Genomic DNA, 17283 nt, shown 5'->3' with positions numbered 1-17283 from the left:
TGGGTAGCCGGCCGGGTGGCCTACTGCAGCCGTGCGGCGGCCAGCTCCTGATAGAGTCCGTCCAGGTCGAGCAGTTCGTCATAGAGGCCGTCGGCTTCCGGCGTCGGCTCGGGGGCGGGCTCAGGCTCCGGCTCCGCGGTGCGCAGCAGCGACACCACCTGGCCGTCGGGGCCTTCCACTACGGCGCGCAGCCGCTTGTAGTCCACCGGCGGGTTCTCTTCCCCGAACGCCTTGGAGACCACCTCGATGGCATTGAGGATCGGTTCGAAGGCACCCTGGTTCTCTTCGAGCTGGGGGAACGACTGAGCGTAGAGCACGCCGTCCTCCGACCAGCCCGCCTTGAACGGCTGGTCGAGGATGTTGACCTTGGTGCCGCTGGGCACGCGCTCGTAGAGCGACTCGATATCCTCGGGGAACATGCGGATGCAGCCGCGGCTGACCCGCATGCCGACGCCCTCGGGCATGTTGGTGCCGTGGATCAGGTAGCTCGGCAGCCCCAGCAGGATGGCGTGACGGCCCAGGGGGTTGTCGGGGCCCGGCGGCACCACCGCGGGGGGCGGCTCGCCCCGGGCGGCGGCTTCCTCGCGCATGGAGCGCGGCGGCGACCAGGCGGGATCCTTGACCTTGACCGTGGTCTTGGTGATGCCCACCGGGGTGGCGAAGCCGTCGCGGCCGACGCTGATCGGATAGGTCTCGACGACCCCGGGCTCGGAGTAGTAGTAGAGGCGCAGCTCCGACAGGTTGACCACGATGCCCTCACGCGGGGCATCGGGCAGGATATGCTGCGCGGGGATTGTCACCTCGGTGCCCTCGAAGGGGGCCCATAGGCTGACGTCCGGGTTGGCCATGCGGATCTCTTCGTAGCCGACATTGTGGCGGCGTGCGATGTCGATCAGGGTCTGGCCCTCTTCCACGGTGACGGTATAGACCTCGCCGATCACGTTGCCCTGTTCGGGCAGGGGGTAGTGGCCGCGCGGCCACTCCCGCTCGGTCTCGTCGGCCACTGCGGCGGTGGAGAGCAGGGTGGCCAGCCCGAGGAGGATGGCGCAGCGCGCGGTGCGTCTGATCAAAGGTGCGGTGTTCATCAACGTCATGTCGTCTCGTGCAGGTGGTCGACGCAGGGTCGACGCAGCCAGGGTTATGTGCGCTTGGCGGTCCTTGCCCAGCGCCTTGGGGTCAGTGGCGATGAAACGCGATAGTGACAGTATAGATTGCCCGACGCCTCAGCGGTTCGCCAGTAGGAAACAGCATCGTCCCTCGCACCTCGCACCTCGCACCTCGCACCTCGTACCTCATACCTCGCACCTCGCACCTCGTACCTCGTACCTCGCACCTCGCACCTCGTAACTCGCACCTCGCACCTCGTACCTCATACCTCGTACCTCATACCCTCAGTCAGGCCGCTTCGACCTTGCGGTTGAGCGCTTCGAGCAGCTGTTCGACGGCCTGGAAGCGCGACTCTTCAGTGGCCATCTCGGCCTCGAAGCGCAGGGTGTCGGCGCCGTCGAGGCGATAGCGCTCCGGGCCTCGTTGAATCAGCTCGACCAGGGTCATGGGGTCGACGCGGGTCTGGGCGGCGAAGATCACCCGGCCGCGGTCGGGGCCCGCCTCCAGGCGTACGATGCCCAGCCGCTCGGCGCGCTGGCGCAGCCGGGTCTGGCGCAGCAGGGTCTTGACCGGCGCCGGCAGCAGGCCGAAGCGGTCGATCAGTTCTACCTGCAGCTCCTTGAGCTCGGCTTCGTCTTGGGCGCTGGCGATGCGCTTGTACATCACCAGGCGCTGCTGGACGTCGTGCAGGTAGTCGTCGGGAATCAGCGCCGGCAGGTTGAGGCTGACTTCCACGCCCTGGTCCAGCGGCGCCTCGATGTTGGGCGTCTTGCCCTGGCGGATCGCCGCCACCGCGCGGTCGAGCATCTGCATGTAGAGGCCGTAGCCGATCGCCTCCATCTGCCCGCTCTGCTCGTCGCCGAGCAGCTCGCCGGCGCCGCGGATCTCCATGTCGTGGCTGGCCAGCGTGAAGCCTGCCCCCAGGTCTTCGGCGCCGGCGATGGCCTCCAGCCGCTTGACGGCATCCTTGGTCATGGCCCGCGGAGGGGGGGCCAGCAGGTAGGCGTAGGCCTGGTGGTGGCTGCGGCCCACCCGGCCGCGCAGCTGGTGCAGCTGAGCCAGGCCGAACTTGTCGGCGCGCTCGATGACGATGGTATTGGCGCTGGGTACGTCGATGCCGGTCTCGATGATCGTCGAGCAGACCAGGACGTTGAAGCGCTTGTGGTAGAAGTCGGACATGACGCGCTCCAGGGAGCGCTCCGGCAGCTGGCCGTGGGCTACCGCCACCCGGGCCTCGGGCACCAGCTCGCGCACCGTCTCGGCGGCAGTCTCGATGGTCTTGACCTCGTTGTGCAGGAAGTAGACCTGGCCGCCACGCAGGATCTCGCGCAGCAGCGCCTCCTTGATCACCGACTCGTCGCGCTGCTGGACGAAGGTCTTCACCGACAGGCGTCTGGCCGGCGGAGTGGCGATAATGGAGAGATCGCGAATGCCGCTCATGGCCATGTTCAGAGTGCGGGGAATCGGCGTGGCGGTCATGGTCAGGATATCGACCTCGGCGCGCAGGCTCTTGAGGCGCTCCTTCTGGGCCACCCCGAAGCGGTGCTCCTCGTCGATGATCAGCAGGCCCATCTTGGGCAGCTTCATGGACTTCGATAGCAGCTTGTGGGTGCCGATGACGATATCGGCTTGGCCCGCCTCGATGCGCTCGAGCGCGGCGGCCTGGCCGCTGCCGGCGGTGAAGCGCGAGATCAACTCCACCTGCACCGCGGTGTCGGCGAAGCGGTCGCGGAAATTCTCGAAGTGCTGCCGGGCCAGCAGGGTGGTGGGCACCAGTACCACCACCTGGCGGCCCGAGTGCACCGCCAGGAAGGCGGCGCGCATGGCCACCTCGGTCTTGCCGAAGCCGACGTCCCCGCATACCACCCGGTCCATCGGGCGCGGGGCGGTCATGTCGCCGATCACCGCCTCGATGGCGCTGCGCTGGTCGGGGGTCTCCTCGAAGGGGAAGGCGGCGGCGAAGCGGGCGTATTCAGCGTCCGGCGGGGCGCAGGCGAAGCCCTCCCGGGCCTCCCGGCGGGCGTAGATGTCGAGCAGCTCGGCGGCGGTGTCGCGGATCTTCTCGGCGGCCTTCTTGCGCGCCTTGTCCCACTGCTCGGAGCCGAGCCGATGCAGCGGCGCCAGCTCGTCGTCGGCGCCGGCATAGCGCGAGATCAGGTGCAGGCTGTCCACCGGCACGTAGAGGCGGGCGCCGTCGGCGTACTCCAGGGTCACGAATTCGGCGGCCTGGCCGCCGGCCTCGAGGGTCTCCAGCCCTCGGTAGCGGCCCACCCCGTGGGTCTGGTGAACCACCGGTGCGCCGGGGCGAAGCTCAGAGAGGTGGCGGATCGCCATTTCGCCCGCGTCGGTGGCCTTCTCGCGGCGCCGGCTCTGGCGAACCACCTCGCCGTAGAGCTCGGTCTCGCTGATCACCGCGAGATCGGGGCGCTCCAGCCAGAGCCCGGCGTCGATCTCCCCCTCGGTGATCGCCAGACGGGTGTCGGCGGCCAGGAAATCGTGGAAGCCGTCGACGTGGGGCGGGCTTAGCTGCAGCGGCGCCAGGGTCTCCTCCAGGGCCTCGCGCCGTCCCCGGGACTCGGCGACGAACAGCACCCGGGTGTCGGTCTGCTCGGCGAGAAAAGACCCAAGCGCCGCCAGTGGCTGCTTGGCTCTGGCATTGATGGCGACCTGGGGCGGCGCCTTGGCGGCGGGCATCAGGGCATGGCGATGCGCAGCATCGTCGGTGAGCTCGACCCGCGGGTGACGCTTGATGGCGCCGAACACCTCGGCCACCGGCACGAAGCCGCGGCTGGGCGGTAGCAGCGGGCGGGTGGGGTCGACGCCGAGGTTCTCGAAGCGGCTCTCGATGGCTGCCCAGTGGTGCTCGGCGGCGGCGAAGACCCCGGGCAGCAAAGCCACCCGGGTGCCCTCGGCCAGGTGGTCGAACAGCGTCGCCGTCTGTTCGAAGAACAGCGGAAGATACTGCTCCAGGCCGGGGGAGGGGATGCCCTTCAAGGCGTCCACATAGAGCGGGCACTGACGCGGGTCGACGTCGAACAGGGTCTCGAACCCCTCCCGGAAGCAGGCGATGGCGCTGCGCGACAGCGAGTACTCGTGGGCCGGCAGCAGTTCCACCCGCTCGACCTTGTCGCGGCTGCGCTGGGTGTCGGGGTCGAAGTGGCGCAGGGTGTCGATCTCGTCGTCGAACAGATCGATGCGCAGCGGCGCCTCGGACCCCATGGGGAAGAGGTCGATCAGCGCGCCGCGCAGCGCGTACTCGCCGGGCTCATAGACCGTCTCCACGGCACGGTAGCCGGCCCGCGACAGGCTATCGCGAAAGCCCTCGCGATCGAGGCGCTGGCCCACCGCCAGGGTCATCACCCGCCCGGCGATATAGTCCGCCGGGGGCAGGCGCTGCATCAGGGTGTTGATCGGCACCAGCACGATACCGCGCTCGCCGAGCTGCAGCCGGCGCAGGGTGCGCAGCCGCTCGGAGACGATGTCCTGATGGGGGGAGAAACTGTCGTAGGGTAGCGTCTCCCAATCGGGGAAGGGCAGCACCGGCACGCTGGCAAAGAAGCGCAGGTCGTTCTCGAGGCGCTGGGCCCCGGCGGTATCGGCGGTGATCACCAGCAGCGGGGCGTCGGTGGCCAGCTGGGCCAGCGCCAGCGCCGCGGCGCTGCCGGGCGGGGTGTACCAGTAGCGGGTGTCGCGCAGCCCTTCGGGGCGTGGCGGGTCGAGCGGCGAGAAATTGGGCATGATGTCGTCTGGGCTGTCGTCGGCTTGGGCGGCGCTCAGAGCGGCCGCCTCCCGGGGTCGGGCAAGGCTATCGCAGTCAGTGTGGGAGGGAGCTTCAGCTCGCGAAGCAGCGCGCAGCGCTGCCCAAGATGTAGGGCGCCTTTCGGCGCCTTTCGGCGCCTTCGCCCGATAAATCGGCCTCCCACTTAAGCTGTCGCCACTCACGGCAGAATAACACTTGCGATTGCTCTGCGAGGTCAGGGCATCATACCAGCCTGCCGAGAGGCTTGTAGTCAAGTCCGAGTTCCTGTAATCCCCCTACAGCCACTGCGACCATCCTGCGATTGCCCTGCCGTAAGGCTGACGGGATAATGTGTCCTGAACTCCGACCACCACCAGAGAGGCTTCTCGTGAGTCAGCAACCCCTCGATACCGTCTTCCAGGAATGGCACGACAACCAGGCGATCGCCGAACAGCTGATCCCTCTGATCGGGCTGCTCTACCGTCGCAACAACGTGGTCACCACGCTCTACGGTCGCTCGCTGTTCAATCGCAGCGTGATCCGCATCCTGAAGGACCACCGTTTCGTCAGGAAGGTCGAGGGGACCGAGCTCTCCGTGCAGGATACCTATCCGCTGGTCAAGGCCATGACCGAGCTCGACCTGGGGCCCGCCCACGTCGACGTGGGCAAGCTGGGGGTGGCGTTCAAGAAGCAGGGGGGCGGCGATGCTCGCGCCTTCCTCGAGAAGGAGCTTGCCGAGATCGTCGGTCGGCATGACCCTGAGGGCAGCAATGGCGAGCCTCAGGACGTGGTGCTCTACGGCTTCGGGCGTATCGGGCGTATCCTCGCTCGGGTGCTGGTGGAGAAGGCCGGTGGCGGCAACCTGCTGCGTCTGCGCGCCATCGTCGTGCGCGGCCGCGGCGATATCGCCAAGGACCTCGAAAAGCGGGCGAGCCTGCTGCGTCGCGACTCGGTGCACGGGCCCTTCAACGGCACCATCCAGGTGGACGTGGAGGCGCGCACCCTGACCGCCAACGGCAACGTCATCCAGGTGATCTACGCCGACTCCCCGGCCGAGGTGGACTACACCGCCTACGGCATCGACAACGCCGTCGTCGTCGACAATACCGGCATCTGGCGCGACGAGGCGGGCCTGGGCCAGCACTTGCAGTGCAAGGGCGCCGCCAAGGCGATCCTCACGGCGCCGGGCAAGGGCGACATCAAGAACATCGTTTTCGGCATCAACGACGGCGATATCAGCGCCGAGGACCGCATCCTCTCGGCCGCCTCGTGCACCACCAATGCCATCGTGCCGGTGCTCAAGGTGCTCAACGACGAGTACGGCATCAGCAACGGCCATGTCGAGACGGTGCACGCCTACACCAACGACCAGAACCTGATCGACAACTACCACAAGGGCGACCGTCGCGGCCGCAGCGCGCCGCTCAACATGGTCCTGACCGAAACCGGTGCCGCCAAGGCGGTGGCCAAGGCGCTGCCCGAGCTCGGTGGCAAGCTGACCGGCAACGCCATTCGCGTGCCGACCCCCAACGTCTCCATGGCGATCCTCAACCTGACCCTGGAGAAGGAGACCGACGCCGGCTCCCTCAACGACTACCTGCGTCGCATGTCCATCGATTCGGCCTACCAGAAGCAGATCGACTACGTGGACTCGCCTGAGGTGGTGTCGTCCGACTTCGTCGGCAATCGCCATGCCGGGATCGTCGACGCCAAGGCCACCATCGCCAACGGCAAGCATGCGGTGCTCTACGTCTGGTATGACAACGAGTTCGGCTACAGCTGCCAGGTGGTGCGTATCCTGCAGCACATCTCCAACGTGCGCTTCCTCAAGCTGCCGCGGGCCCAGGCCTGAGTCGCCGTGGCCTGTCGTCATTCCCGACCGTGGCGGTCGGGAATTTTCTGATCTAGATCATGTCGCGCGATAGCGTCCCGCCTCCGGACCGAGGTGGGGCGCCGCGGCGATGACCTCGCCGGCTCGCCCAGGGAGCCGCTTTCAACGCCTCTTCGACCCTCGCGGCCGTGCGCCGCCTCGCCCGCCCTAGACGTTTTGCGACCATCGGTCGTGTGGCCATTGGTCGCGCTTGTCTTTATAATACGGTGGATTTTTCGGGGTGGTCCGAGCTGACTCGGGCCTGACTGGTAACGTACTGACGCTAATAAGAATTCGAATCCATTCGAACCCCTTTCCTTCATCTATCCGATCCATCAACTGGGCGAGACTATGATCGAAGTCAAGAAAGGCCTGGATCTCCCCATCACGGGGACGCCCGAGCAGCGCATCGAAGATGCGCGGCCGGTGCGTCACGTGGCTATCCTGGGTACCGACTACGTTGGCATGAAGCCGACCATGGAGGTTCAGGAGGGGGACAAGGTAAAACTAGGCCAGCTGCTCTTCACTGACAAGAAGATCGACGGCGTACGCTTCACGGCACCGGCCGCCGGGGAAGTGGTCGCCATCAACCGCGGCGAGAAGCGCAAGCTGCTGTCGGTGGTGATCAAGGTCGATGAACAAGAGGAGGCCGTCGAGTTCAAGGCGCACGGGCGTGACAAGCTCGAGGGCCTCGAGCGCCAGGCGGTGGTCGACCAGCTGGTCGAGTCCGGCATGTGGACGGCGCTGCGTACGCGGCCCTACTCCCGCACGCCTGCTATCGACAGCGAACCTGCCGATATCTTCGTCACCGCTATCGACACTCATCCGCTGGCCGTCGACCCGGCCACCATCATCAATGAGCAGCCGGAGGCCTTCGAGGATGGGCTCAAGGTGCTGGCGCGGCTGACCCAGGGCAAGGTGTTCCTGTGTACCGCACCGGACGCCAAGATCCCTGGCGGCGACGTCAAGGGCGTGCAGACCGAGACCTTCTCCGGCCCGCATCCGGCCGGCCTGGTGGGTACCCATATTCACTACCTGTCGCCGGTCGCCCTGCACAAGCGGGTCTGGCACATCGGCTATCAGGACGTGATCGCCTTCGGCAAGCTGTTCGCGGAAGGCAAGATCGAGACCCAGCGTGTGGTGGCCCTGGGCGGCCCGCGCGCCGAGCAGCCGCGTCTGCTGCGCACCCGCATCGGGGCCAGCACCCAGGAGCTGCTCGACGGCGAGGTGATCCAGCCCGACGAGACCCGGGTGATCTCCGGCTCGGTGTTCTCCGGCTTCACCTGTGAAGGCGCCCTGCGCTACCTGGGCCGTTTCGGCAATCAGGTCACCCTGCTCGAAGAGGGCAACAAGCGCCAGTGGATGGCTTGGCTCTCGCCCGGCGCCAACCGCCACTCGGTGATGGGCATCTACCTGTCGAAGCTCACCGGGCTGAAGGACTATGCGCCGACGACCTCGACCAACGGCTCTGAGCGGGCCATGGTGCCGGTGGGCATGTACGAGGAAGTCATGCCGCTGGATATCCTGCCCACGCAGCTGCTGCGCTCGCTGATCGTCGGCGACATCGAGGTGGCCATGCAGCTCGGGTGCCTGGAGCTGGATGAAGAGGACCTGGCGCTGTGCACCTATGTGTGCCCGGGCAAGTACGAATACGGTCCCATCCTGCGCGACAACCTCACCCTTATCGAGAAAGAGGCCTGATGTGATGGGTATCCGACAGACACTCGACAATCTCGAGCCGCATTTCCACAAGGGCGGCAAGTACGAGAAGATGTACCCGCTCTACGAGGCGGTCGACACTATCTTCTACTCGCCGCCCAGCGTGGCCAAGACCACCGCTCACGTGCGCGACGGCGTCGACCTCAAGCGCATCATGATCACCGTCTGGCTGTGCACCTTCCCGGCGATGTTCTTCGGCATGTGGAACGCCGGCTGGCAGGCCAACATGGCCATCGCCGACGGCTACGCCTCCATGGCCGGCTGGCGCGAAGCCATCATGATGACCCTGGCCAGCGGCCACGATCCGGGCAGCCTGTGGGCCAACTTCGTGCTCGGTGCCACCTACTTCCTGCCGATCTACCTGGTGACCTTCGTGGTCGGGGGCTTCTGGGAGGTGCTGTTTGCCGTCAAGCGCGGCCACGAGGTCAACGAAGGCTTCTTCGTCTCCTCGGTGCTCTACGCCCTGATCCTGCCGGTGGACATTCCGCTGTGGCAGGTGGCGCTGGGTATCACCTTCGGTATCGTGATCGGCAAGGAGATCTTCGGCGGTACCGGCAAGAACTTCCTCAATCCGGCGCTGACCGGCCGTGCCTTCCTCTACTTCGCCTACCCGGCGCAGATTTCCGGTGACGAAGTGTGGGTGGCCGCCGATGGCTTCTCCGGCGCTACCGCCCTGTCCGTGGCGTTCCAGGAGGGGATGGGCGCACTGACCGACCAGCTCAGCTGGTGGCATGCCTTCCTCGGCTTCATGCCGGGCTCCATCGGGGAGACGTCGACGCTGGCGATCCTGATCGGTGCGGCGGTGCTGCTGTGGACCAAGATCGCCTCCTGGCGAATCATGCTCGGGGTCTTCCTTGGCATGGTGGCGACCAGCGCGCTATTTAACCTGATTGGCTCCGACTCCAACCCGATGTTTGCCATGCCCTGGTACTGGCATCTGGTGATCGGCGGCTTCGCCTTCGGTATGGTGTTCATGGCCACCGACCCGGTGTCGGCTTCCATGACCAACCAGGGCCGGCTGATCTTCGGTGCCCTGATCGGCGTCATGACCGTCCTGATCCGCGTGGTCAACCCGGCCTTCCCGGAAGGCATCATGCTGGCGATCCTGTTCGCCAACCTGTTCGCCCCGCTGATCGATCACTTCTTTGTTCAGGCCAACATCAAGCGCCGCATGCAGCGCACCGGTGTACCGGCCGAGGAGACTGCCTGATGGCACAGAGCAATAACTCCATCAAGAAGATCCTGACGGTGGCGTTCGCACTCTGCATCGTGTGTTCGGTCATCGTCTCCACCGCCGCCGTGGCGCTGCGGCCTATGCAGATGCTCAACGAGGAGCTCGACCGCAAGACCAACATCCTGCGTGTCGCCAACCTCTACGAGCGCGGCATCGACGTGGAAGCCGCGTTCGCCGAGATCACCCCGCGGGTGGTCGACATGCGTACCGGCGAGTACACCGACGAGTTCGATCCGGCCACCTTCGATCACTTCCAGGCGGCTCGCGATCCGGCTACCGGCCGCACCCTGTCCGGGGATCGCGACATTGCCGGCCTGTCTCGGGTGGAAAACTTCGCCACCGTCTACCTGGTCGGTGACCCTGATAATCCGGAACAGATCATCGTGCCGATCCGTGGCCAGGGGCTGTGGGGCCTGATGCGCGGCTACATGTCCATCGAAGGCGACGGCAACACCATCGTCGGCATCACCTACTATGAGCACAGCGAGACGCCGGGCCTTGGCGCCGAGGTCAACAACCCGCGCTGGCAGGCTCAGTGGGAAGGCAAGCAGATCTTCGCCGATGAAGAGAGCCTGACCCCGGCCATTCGCGTGGCCCGTGGCACCGGCAGCGGCGAGCATGAGGTCGACGGCCTCTCCGGCGCGACGCTGACCGCCAACGGCGTCACCAACATGCTGCAGTTCTGGCTGAGCCCGGAAGGTTTCGGTGAGTACCTGGCGACATTCCGTGCAGGAATCGACCAGGAAGAGGCTCAAGAAGCCGACGTCGAACTCGAATCGGAAGGAGCCTGATCATGGCGGATGCAACTCCTAAGAGCGTACTCACGACGCCGCTGACGAAGAACAACCCCATCGCCCTGCAGGTGCTCGGCATCTGCTCGGCGCTGGCGGTGACCACCAGCATGAGCGTATCGCTGGTCATGACCCTGGCGGTCATCTTCGTCTGTGCCTTCTCGAACCTGTTCGTGTCGCTGATTCGGCACCATATCCCGTCTTCCATCCGTATCATCGTTCAGATGACCATCATCGCCTCGCTGGTGATCGTGGTCGATCAGGTGCTCAAGGCGTTTGCCTACGAGATGTCCAAGCAGCTCTCGGTATTCGTCGGCCTGATCATCACCAACTGCATCATCATGGGCCGTGCCGAAGGCTTCGCCATGCAGAACGGCCCCAAGATGTCGTTCATCGATGGCGTCGGCAACGGCCTGGGCTACGGCCTGGTGCTGATGATCGTCGGCTTCGTTCGCGAGCTGTTCGGCTCCGGCAGCGTCTTCGGCTTCACCGTCCTCGCGCCGGTGCAGGACGGCGGCTGGTACGTGCCCAACGGCCTGCTGCTGCTGCCGCCCTCAGCCTTCTTCATCATCGGGCTGCTGATCTGGGTGATTCGCGAGATGCACCCCGAGCAGGTGGAAGAGAACGAGTTCAAGATGAAGCACAACACCGAACCCAAGGAGGCCGTGTAACATGGAACACTATATCAGTCTGTTCGTTGCCTCGGTCTTCGTCGAGAACCTGGCCCTGGCGTTCTTCCTGGGCATGTGTACCTTCCTGGCGGTTTCCAAGAAGGTCTCGGCGGCCTTTGGCCTGGGCATCGCGGTGATCGTGGTGTTGACCATCGCTGTTCCGGTCAACAACGTCATCTACAACGTCCTGCTGGCGGAAGGGGCACTGACCTGGACCGGCATCAGCGGTGCCGAGAACGTCGATCTCTCCTTCCTGGGCCTGCTGAGCTACATCGGCGTCATCGCCGCCCTGGTACAGATCCTCGAGATGTTCCTCGATAAATATGTGCCGGTGCTCTACAACGCCCTGGGCGTGTTCCTGCCGCTGATCACCGTGAACTGCGCCATCCTCGGTGGCGTGCTGTTCATGGTCGAGCGTAACTACAACTTCGGCGAGTCGGTGGTCTACGGCTTCGGCTCCGGGGTTGGCTGGGCGCTGGCGATCACCGCACTGGCGGGGCTGCGCGAGAAGCTCAAGTACAGCGACGTGCCTGGCGGTCTTCAGGGCCTGGGCATCACCTTCATCACCGTGGGTCTGATGTCGCTGGGCTTCATGTCCTTCTCCGGCATTCAGCTCTGAGCCAGGGCGCGTTTCCGGCGGCGCGGCGCGCCGCCGGGAATCAGGTTACTCACAGCAAATAGGAAACCGACATGGTTGCAACATCTGTCATCTTGCTCGGTGTGTTCATGTTCACCCTGATCGTCATCGGTCTGACCGGGGTGATCCTGGCCGCTCGCAGCAAGCTCGTGAGCACCGGGGACGTGACCATCGAGGTCAACGGCGACCCCGAGCACACCCTGACCACCCAGGCCGGGGGCAAACTGCTCGACACTCTGGCCGCCAACGGCATCTTCCTGTCGTCGGCCTGCGGCGGCGGCGGCTCCTGCGCCCAGTGCAAGTGCCGCGTGGAGGAGGGCGGTGGCGCCATCCTGCCCACCGAAGAGTCCCACTTCACCATGCGCGAGAAGAAGGAGGGCTGGCGGCTCTCCTGCCAGGTGCCGGTGAAGCAGGACATGAAGGTCGAGGTGCCCGAAGAGGTCTTCGGCGTCAAGAAGTGGGAGTGCGAGGTCATCTCCAATCCCAACGTTGCCACCTTCATCAAGGAACTCAACCTCAAGCTGCCCGAAGGCGAGAACGTCGAGTTCCGCGCCGGCGGCTACGTGCAGCTGGTGGCCCCGCCCTACGATATCTCCTTCTCCGACTTCGATATCGAAGAGGAGTACCGGGGGGATTGGGAGAAGTTCGATCTCTTCAAGATTCGCCATAAGAACAACGAGGAGGTCATCCGCGCCTACTCCATGGCGAACTATCCGGAAGAGAAGGGCATCCTCAAGTTCAACATTCGTATCGCCACCCCGCCGCCCAACACCAGCCACCCGCCGGGGCTGATGTCCACCTACGTCTTCAACCTGAAGCCGGGTGACAAGGTCACGGTGATGGGGCCCTTCGGCGAGTTCTTCGCCAAGGACACCGATGCCGAGATGGTCTTCGTCGGCGGGGGTGCGGGCATGGCGCCGATGCGCAGCCACATCTTCGACCAGCTCAAGCGCCTGGACTCCAAGCGCAAGATCACGTTCTGGTACGGTGCACGCTCCTGGCGTGAGACCTTCTACAACGATGAGTACGACAAGCTGGCCGAGGAGCACGAGAACTTCGAGTGGCACCTGGCCCTGTCCGACCCGCTGCCCGAGGACAACTGGGAAGGACCCACCGGGTTCATTCACAACGTGCTGTACGAAAACTACCTCAAGGACCATCCGGCCCCCGAGGACTGCGAGTACTACATGTGCGGGCCGCCCATGATGAACGCCTCGGTGATCAAGCTGCTGCTCGATCTGGGCGTGGAACCGGAGAACATCATGCTGGACGACTTCGGCGGATGATTCCCCTCGCCTCACGGCGGTTTCCAGGGCTGGCCCATCGCGGGCCGGCCCTGTTCCTGTTCATACTGCTGTTGTTACCCGTGATGACGCTGCTCAGCGCCTGCCGCAGCCAACAGCAGGAGCACCAGCTCCAGGGTAGCGTACTGGGCACGGGCTACCATCTCACCCTGTATGCCGACCTCGATGAGCCTCAGCGCGAGGCGCTAAAGGCCGGCATACAAGGTGAATTGGCCGACATCGAACAGCACGGCGAGCGGCTGCTGACCGCGCTGGGGTTGGCCTTCGCGCCCTATCCGGCGTGGCTGGCTAATGCGCCGCAGTCGCTCATGGACGAGCTTGCCCGGCTGCTGCATGCCGCGGCGGTCGACCGCCTGACGCACCACCTGAAAGCGCAGGGAATGCAAAGCGCTCTGGTCGAGGTCGGCGGCATGGTACGCACGCTTGGTGCGCCGCCGGGCCGGGACTGGACGCTGTCGCTAGCCCATGTCGGCCTGCCAGGAAGCGGCGAGGCGCCGCGCGTGACGCTACGCGACGCCGCCCTGGTCCAGCGACCGGCCTCCCGCAACGGGAGCGACGCGCTCGACGATCGCCGGGTCCTCGGCGTCAGCGTGGTAGCCGCCACCGCCAGCGAAGCCCAGCGCCAGGCGCTGTGGCTGACGACGGGCAACGGCAGTGCGGTCGACTCGTCTCACGGGGGCCAAGCGGTCGAGGATCGTGCCGCCAGACTCGTTGTCGAAACCCCACAAGGTATTGAAATTCATAACACGACGGCCCTCGAGCCCTGGCTCGTGCGCTAGCCGGAAGGAGAAGCTGATGACCACCTTTTTTATCGTGCTTGGCTTTATGCTGCTGATCATGGCCGCCATGGCCGTCGGTGTGATCATGGGGCGCAAGCCCATCGCCGGCTCCTGCGGCGGGCTCAACAATCTTGGCCTCAAGGACGGCTGCGAGGTGTGCGGCGGCAAGGATGAGATCTGCGAGGAAGAGAACCGCAAGAACCGCGCAAGCGCCCGTCGTCGCAGCGACGAGAGCCGTGGCGCCGACCTCGGCTACGACGCCACCAAGCGCTGAGGCCCTTCGGGCAGTGACAAGGGACGAGGAGCGAGGGACAAGGGCCGCCAGCATAACGGTGAGCGCAGATCCTGCGCGGTGGCTAGTGATCCAGGGGCAAGGCCGAGTGGTTCCTCGCCCCTCGAACCTCGCCCCTCGTACCGATATCGAACAAGGAGACGCAAGAGCCCATGGCAGTTCACAACTATGACGTGGTGGTGATCGGTACCGGCCCTGCCGGCGAAAGTGCCGCCATTAATGCCGCCAAGCATGGCAAGCGGGTTGCGGTAGTGGAAAAGCAGCCGATGGTGGGCGGTAACTGTACCCACTGGGGGACCATCCCCTCCAAGGCGCTGCGCCACCAGGTCAAGCAGATCATGGCGTTCAATACCAACCGGATGTTTCGCGATATCGGCGAGCCGCGCTGGTTCTCGTTTCCCAAGGTGATGGAGCGTTCGCGCATTACCATCGACCAGCAGGTGGAGATGCGCACCCGCTTCTACGCGCGCAACCGCATCGATATGTTCAGCGGCGTGGCGCGCTTCAAGGACGAGCACACCCTGCTGATTCGCGACCGCCAGGAGGGCCTCGAGGAGCTCGTCGCCCAGAAGGTTATCGTGGCCACCGGCTCACGGCCCTATCGTCCGGCGGATATCAACTTTCGCCACCCGCGCATCTACTGCTCCGACACCATCCTCAGCCTGAACCACACCCCGCGCACCCTGATCATCTTCGGCGCCGGCGTCATCGGCTGCGAGTACGCCTCGATCTTTTCCGGGCTTGGCGTCAAGGTCGACCTGATCAACAACCGCGACAGCCTGCTCTCCTTCCTGGACGACGAGATCTCCGACGCGCTCTCATACCACCTGCGCAAGCACGGCGTGCTGATCCGCCACAATGAGGAGTATGAGCGTGTCGAGGGCGATGAGTCCGGCGTCACCGTCTACCTTAAATCGGGTAAGAAGCTGCGCGCCGACGCCTTCCTGTGGGCCAACGGGCGCACCGGCAATACCGACCAGCTGGGCCTCGAGAACATCGGCCTGGAGGCCAACGGCCGGGGACAGCTCGCCGTCGACGAGCACTACCGCACCGCCATCCCGCATATCTATGCCGCCGGCGACGTGATCGGCTGGCCGAGCCTCGCCAGTGCCGCCTACGACCAGGGGCTCAACGCCTGCGACGAGCTCCTCGACCGCGACTACCGTTACGTCAGCGAGGTGCCCACCGGCATCTACACTATCCCCGAGATCAGCTCCTTCGGGCGTAACGAGCGTGAGCTCACCGAAGCCAAGGTGCCCTACGAGGTGGCCCAGGCCTTCTTCAAGGACACCGCCCGGGCCCAGATCACCGGCGACACCGTGGGCATGCTCAAGATCCTCTTCCACCAGGACACCCTGGAGATCTACGGCATCCACTGCTTCGGCGACCAGGCCTCGGAGATCGTCCATATCGGCCAGGCGATCATGCAGCAGAAGGGCGAGGCCAACAGCCTCAAGTACTTCGTCAACACCACCTTCAACTACCCCACCATGGCCGAGGCCTACCGCGTGGCGGCCCAGAACGGGCTGAACCGGGTGTTCTGACCACCTGCCGGGATTGCCCCTTTCAGTACTAGTTATTTCACCTTGCGCCGGTCGACCAGACCGGCTTTTTTGTGCGTCTGTAACCTCACCCCTTCACCTAATCAGCCTTTTTTCCCTTTCATCGGTCTGAATAATTCCAAAAAAGCAGATAAAAACACCGATTTCACCGCACTTGACAAGATAACGAGTGCCAGGCTGGCAAAGCATGAGAAAAATAGTGAACGCAAGATACTGCTATGCAATGTAATCTTATGTAGTCAGATGCGAAACCTAATGTTCATTAACTATGCTCACGCTCGCTCGAAGCGTGGGCAGTGGAAGCGCATATCGGCCCGGAGAACGCCATATTACAACTCCCGGGCGGTAGCGTGCCTGAAAGCAATCCATCGCATTACGATTTGCCTGGCGCATTCGGGGAACAACATAACAAGTCTCGTGCAATGACACGAGATAAGGATGGCAAAATGTCATATCTACGCAGGCGAAATGGGCTGGCGGCCATGCTGCTGGCACTGAGTCTCTCTGGCTGTGTGATGGCCCCGGGGGGGCATATCGACTACAGTGCGGAGACACCGGAGATCGACCACCTGGTGGATGTCCAGGCGGTTACGCCCGAACTGGTGGCGCGCTATCGCCAGGCGATCAATGGCGATGTAGCGAGCCTGATGCCGGCCCATCTGCAGGAAGCGCTGGAGCGCTACGAATATCTCGTCGGCCCGGGGGATGTGCTGACCATCATCGTCTACGACCACCCTGAGTTGACCATCCCGGCCGGCGCCGAGCGTCGGGCCGAAGAGGCCGGTAATACCGTCCGCCGCGACGGCACCATCTTCTATCCCTTTCTTGGCCGAGTGCACGTCGCGGGAAGAACCATCGACGAGATCCGCACCATCCTGACTCGCCGTCTGGCCAGCTTCATTACCGAACCGCAGCTCGATGTTAGTGTTGCGGCTTACCGCTCCCAGAAAGTGTATGTAAGCGGTGCCGTTGGCGCGCCCAGGACCTTGCCGATCACCAACGTACCCTTGACCATGCTGGATGCCATCAGCGAGGTAGGCGGGGCGGCCGACAATGGCGACTGGCACAGCGTGATTCTTAACCGCAATGGCCAAAAGGAAACGCTGTCGCTATATGCTCTGCTGCGCCAGGGGGATCAGACCCAGAATCGCCTGCTGCGCGACGGCGATGTGCTGCACATCCCAACGCGGGAGACCCAGAACGTGGCAGTACTGGGGCAGGTACGCAACCCAGGCAACCTGAACCTCGGCAACGAGCGCATCACCCTGACCGATGCCTTGGCCAGGGCCGGCGGGGTAATAGAGACACGTGCACGACCCTCGGGCATCTTCGTCATTCGCGTCAGGCCGGAAGAGAGCGACAAGCTTGCGACCGTCTATCAGCTGGATATCAACAATGCCACGGCCCTGACCATGGGGACTCACTTTCCCCTGCAGCCTCAGGACGTGATCTATGTGACCGACGCACCTCTGGCCCGTTGGAACAACGTCATCAGCCTGCTGCTGCCGTCGATCGTACTGCCGGGCGCCGTCACCGGTACGGCCGCCGACATCGGGGAGCTGTAGGCGGCGTGCATCC

13 protein-coding genes are annotated in these 17283 nt (G+C 64.6%); 11 read left to right on the top strand and 2 right to left on the bottom strand.

Annotation, left to right across the window (positions count from 1 at the left end):
* Nucleotides 1-20: 20 nt before the first annotated feature.
* Complete coding sequence (locus ACZIYR_RS11420; protein WP_483526783.1) at nucleotides 21-1094, bottom strand: L,D-transpeptidase family protein; 1074 nt, start codon at nucleotides 1092-1094, stop codon at nucleotides 21-23.
* Between the two features lie 301 nt (nucleotides 1095-1395).
* Complete coding sequence (gene mfd / locus ACZIYR_RS11415) at nucleotides 1396-4845, bottom strand: transcription-repair coupling factor (RefSeq protein WP_483526782.1); 3450 nt, start codon at nucleotides 4843-4845, stop codon at nucleotides 1396-1398.
* A 389-nt stretch (nucleotides 4846-5234) separates the two neighbouring features.
* On the opposite strand from mfd, the gene ACZIYR_RS11410 reads away from it, so the two are divergent.
* From ACZIYR_RS11410 to ACZIYR_RS11360, 11 genes are all read left to right on the top strand, one after another.
* The gene (locus tag ACZIYR_RS11410) at nucleotides 5235-6698 is read left to right on the top strand and encodes a glyceraldehyde-3-phosphate dehydrogenase (protein WP_483526781.1); all 1464 of its coding nucleotides are present in this window, start codon (nucleotides 5235-5237) and stop codon (nucleotides 6696-6698) included.
* A gap of 369 nt (nucleotides 6699-7067) precedes the next feature.
* Nucleotides 7068-8417 (top strand): Na(+)-translocating NADH-quinone reductase subunit A, encoded by a 1350-nt coding sequence (locus tag ACZIYR_RS11405; protein ID WP_473033910.1) that lies wholly within the window; start codon nucleotides 7068-7070, stop codon nucleotides 8415-8417.
* A 4-nt stretch (nucleotides 8418-8421) separates the two neighbouring features.
* A complete protein-coding gene (locus tag ACZIYR_RS11400; RefSeq protein ID WP_483526780.1) occupies nucleotides 8422-9645 on the top strand; it encodes an NADH:ubiquinone reductase (Na(+)-transporting) subunit B in 1224 nt (407 codons plus the stop codon).
* Nucleotides 9645-10460, top strand: a complete 816-nt coding sequence (locus ACZIYR_RS11395; RefSeq protein WP_473033909.1) for a Na(+)-translocating NADH-quinone reductase subunit C — start codon at nucleotides 9645-9647, stop codon at nucleotides 10458-10460. Before ACZIYR_RS11400 ends, ACZIYR_RS11395 begins: the two co-directional genes overlap by 1 nt.
* A gap of 2 nt (nucleotides 10461-10462) precedes the next feature.
* Nucleotides 10463-11131: an NADH:ubiquinone reductase (Na(+)-transporting) subunit D gene (locus ACZIYR_RS11390; protein ID WP_473033908.1), complete on the top strand. Its 669-nt coding sequence runs from the start codon at nucleotides 10463-10465 to the stop codon at nucleotides 11129-11131.
* A gap of 1 nt (nucleotide 11132) precedes the next feature.
* Nucleotides 11133-11750: an NADH:ubiquinone reductase (Na(+)-transporting) subunit E gene (gene nqrE / locus ACZIYR_RS11385; protein WP_473033907.1), complete on the top strand. Its 618-nt coding sequence runs from the start codon at nucleotides 11133-11135 to the stop codon at nucleotides 11748-11750.
* Nucleotides 11751-11821: 71 nt separating this feature from the next.
* Nucleotides 11822-13054, top strand: coding sequence for an NADH:ubiquinone reductase (Na(+)-transporting) subunit F (gene nqrF, locus ACZIYR_RS11380; RefSeq protein WP_483526779.1), 1233 nt, complete (start codon nucleotides 11822-11824; stop codon nucleotides 13052-13054).
* Nucleotides 13051-13851 carry an FAD:protein FMN transferase gene (locus ACZIYR_RS11375; protein ID WP_483526778.1) on the top strand — a complete coding sequence of 267 codons (801 nt, stop codon included), beginning with the start codon at nucleotides 13051-13053 and terminating at the stop codon, nucleotides 13849-13851. Before nqrF ends, ACZIYR_RS11375 begins: the two co-directional genes overlap by 4 nt.
* Before the next feature lie 16 nt (nucleotides 13852-13867).
* On the top strand, nucleotides 13868-14125 hold the full coding sequence (nqrM, locus tag ACZIYR_RS11370) for a (Na+)-NQR maturation NqrM (protein WP_473033905.1): 258 nt from the start codon (nucleotides 13868-13870) through the stop codon (nucleotides 14123-14125).
* Nucleotides 14126-14295: 170 nt separating this feature from the next.
* Nucleotides 14296-15687, top strand: a complete 1392-nt coding sequence (gene sthA / locus ACZIYR_RS11365; RefSeq protein ID WP_483526777.1) for a Si-specific NAD(P)(+) transhydrogenase — start codon at nucleotides 14296-14298, stop codon at nucleotides 15685-15687.
* A 464-nt stretch (nucleotides 15688-16151) separates the two neighbouring features.
* A complete protein-coding gene (locus ACZIYR_RS11360; RefSeq protein ID WP_483526776.1) occupies nucleotides 16152-17270 on the top strand; it encodes a polysaccharide export protein in 1119 nt (372 codons plus the stop codon).
* Nucleotides 17271-17283 lie beyond the last annotated feature (13 nt).

The sequence above is a fragment of the Billgrantia sp. NRB1 genome, assembly GCF_056921725.1.
The sequence above is the reverse complement of the archived record's forward strand: the minus strand, read 5'-3'. Positions and strand labels throughout refer to the sequence as shown.